This window comes from Corynebacterium sp. HMSC075D04 (assembly GCF_001815635.1).
In the GTDB taxonomy this organism is placed as follows: Bacteria; Actinomycetota; Actinomycetes; order Mycobacteriales; family Mycobacteriaceae; genus Corynebacterium; species Corynebacterium coyleae.
The window spans coordinates 1-270 of record NZ_KV821291.1; the positions used below are offsets into that span (position 1 = coordinate 1).

The 270-nt window shown below is 54.8% G+C and carries 1 rRNA gene; it reads left to right on the plus strand.

The features are described from left to right. The first annotated feature begins 141 nt into the window (after nt 1-141). Nucleotides 142-259, plus strand: a 5S ribosomal RNA gene (gene rrf, locus HMPREF3048_RS02345). The last annotated feature ends 11 nt before the right edge of the window (nt 260-270 follow it).

Here is a 270-nt window from a genome sequence, read left to right on the forward strand (position 1 = left end):
CCCGGTTTTTCAACAAACCAAACACATACATGAACACTGTTCGCGTCCACTATGCAGTCACTGACACAACACACCCACATTGTCACAGTGAACTCAATACAGTCCACGACACATGGACACTCTATGAACCCCTATAGATGTGTCGGTGGTTGATAGCGGCGGGGAAACGCCCGGTCCCATTCCGAACCCGGAAGCTAAGCCCGCCCGCGCCGATGGTACTGCTCCCGGGAGGGAGTGGGAGAGTAGGTTACCGCCGACCCAACAACTTCA